Source organism: Caballeronia sp. BR00000012568055 (assembly GCF_029439455.1).
GTDB lineage: Bacteria > Pseudomonadota > Gammaproteobacteria > Burkholderiales > Burkholderiaceae > Caballeronia.
In genome coordinates this window covers 1-1,955 of record NZ_JAQFVG010000114.1, presented here as the reverse complement: position 1 = coordinate 1,955, position 1,955 = coordinate 1, and the positions used below count along the sequence as shown (strand labels likewise).

General features: G+C 58.0%; 3 protein-coding genes. 1 reads left to right on the top strand and 2 read right to left on the bottom strand.

All coding sequences use genetic code 11. The features are described from left to right. Positions 1-107 precede the first annotated feature (107 nt). Positions 108-302, bottom strand: a complete 195-nt coding sequence (locus P7F28_RS07265) for a CsbD family protein (RefSeq protein ID WP_277183844.1) — start codon at positions 300-302, stop codon at positions 108-110. A 645-nt stretch (positions 303-947) separates the two neighbouring features. On the opposite strand from P7F28_RS07265, the gene P7F28_RS07260 reads away from it, so the two are divergent. Beyond that, positions 948-1,517, top strand: coding sequence for a DUF2878 domain-containing protein (locus P7F28_RS07260; protein WP_277183842.1), 570 nt, complete (start codon positions 948-950; stop codon positions 1,515-1,517). A 189-nt stretch (positions 1,518-1,706) separates the two neighbouring features. Here the strand turns inward: P7F28_RS07260 and P7F28_RS07255 are convergent, their stop codons facing one another. Continuing rightward, positions 1,707-1,868 (bottom strand): hypothetical protein, encoded by a 162-nt coding sequence (locus tag P7F28_RS07255; protein WP_277183840.1) that lies wholly within the window; start codon positions 1,866-1,868, stop codon positions 1,707-1,709. Between the last annotated feature and the right edge of the window lie 87 nt (positions 1,869-1,955).

Here is a 1,955-nt window from a genome sequence, read left to right as displayed (position 1 = left end):
AAAAACCGCGTTGGTTAACGTGAGCGAAAGCGCCCGCTCAAGGCGGGCGCTGAAGGCGTTGCGTGCAAAGCCCGCCGACGCGGCTCGGTGTCTGAACGCGGACCGTGTTACGGCTTCGCCGTATTGTCCGTGGCGTCCTTCAGTTCCTCCTTAGCATCGCCGAGGTCCTTGCGTACTTGGCCTTCGACCTGCTGGGCGTCGCCTTTCGTCTCCTGCGCGGGATCGTTGGTTATTTTGCCGACGCCCTCGTTAATCTTGCCTTTGACCTTCTCCCCAACACCCTTCACCTGGTCTTCATTCATGGTCGCTCTCCGGTTTGCCTGCGGCATGCAGGCATGGCGGATTAAGCGCAAAGAGGATGCCACGTCACGGCTGCTAGTAGCGTAAATCGCCTCGATCTCGACTCTGGCCTATTTGACCGGCGAAAATCCCCTTTGGCATCCTCTCCCAAAAACCGCACCGTTGATAACGAGAGTTATCGCGGACGCAGTCTTTGCGATACACAGTCGAACGTCGTTGACGGAGCGACCATCCGCCGTCTATGGCAGGCAATCGCCACAACCATCTTTAATGTTACATATACATCGCGCTGATTGGAGCGGACGAACTACTTGATGTGGCGCGCGGCGTACAACCGCAATCCGGGCCGTCAAAATAGCTGCCGCGCGGACGGCATGTGCGCATCACAGACCAAGACGGCAAACCGATATGAACGGGTGCCCGCACGCAGTTGATCAAAGCTTTTCCGAAAAGCGGAAAAAGGGCCGCCGTGTGGCTGTGTTGCGCGTCGCGCTGTCAGACAGCAACCAAGGACGATAGGACCTTAGAGCGAATTCGCTAACACGCATCGTTGGCTGCTTCTAAACGCAAAAAACTCCGTAAGCTGTTCCACGGAATTGGAACGGCCTCATGGCGTTCGAACCAACCCCTACCGAGAAATGTGAAATATGGATCTCACCCGTCTCTCTCACGCCTTTGGCCGACGGCTTTCAAAGTCGGACGCCTGGCGCTACCTGTTTTTATGCCAGGCAGGCTGGTTCGTGTGCGTAATGGGTGCAGCCCGTGGAGTTGGCTGGCTCGGTGTGCTTTTTGCCTTCTGCATGGTCGGATACCACGTTGCACGCGCCGCACGCCCTTGGCGCGAAGCCCGGTTGGTCGTCGTGACGATTGTCGTCGGCTGGATTTGGGAAAGCACTCTGGTGCAGGCTGGCCTGCTCGTCTATCCAAACGGAACACTGATCGCAGGTACTGCGCCGTACTGGATGGTAGGACTGTGGGCGCTGTTTGCGGTTCAATTCAACGTTCTCCTCGTCTGGCTGAGATCGCGGCTATTGCTCGCGGCGGCGTTGGGCGCCGTCGCTGGGCCCGTGTCCTTTCGCGCAGGCGCGGCGCTCGGTGCGGTCCATTTCCAGAGCACGGGCAAGGCACTAGTAGCACTCGCGTTTGGCTGGTCGATTCTGCTTCCCGCATGTTTATCGCTTGCACGTCACTGGGACGGCATCCACGCTAACAAATGAGGCGACCTGCGGCCCGCCCGTAGGCAAAGCAGACAGACCGGGCCGCGACCGCGACGCGATTCCTGTAACGAGAAGTTCTGTGGCATCTCGAGGCGGTAGCCACCGCCTCACTGTCTATGTTGTCAATCTCGATCTCAAATCCGCATTACATGGCGGTAAATCGATTTTAGAAGCGCTGCAATCTGGCTGTTACGGCTGCCGCACAGGACGTCGCCTTGCCAATGCCTCGAAAGCGGCGCGCATTTCAGGCTTGGTTTCTAAATCTGCAAACCGCAATTCTGATTGCAAAGCAAACACTGCTTCATCGACGGCCGGGTGCTTCGATGCGAAGGCGAAGTAGGCGTTTGCCACGTCCGCACGTGCCTCCCTCTCGCCAATCGCCCGTGCGCCGGAATCGTGACATCTTCAGCTAGACGCCGAGATTGGTAATATGGAGTC

What these genes read in the sequence shown, in the direction of transcription:
- P7F28_RS07260 (WP_277183842.1), top strand. Translation starts at nt 948, where the DNA reads ATGGATCTCACCCGTCTCTCTCACGCCTTTGGCCGACGGCTTTCAAAG.
- P7F28_RS07265 (WP_277183844.1), bottom strand. Translation starts at nt 302, where the DNA reads ATGAATGAAGACCAGGTGAAGGGTGTTGGGGAGAAGGTCAAAGGCAAG.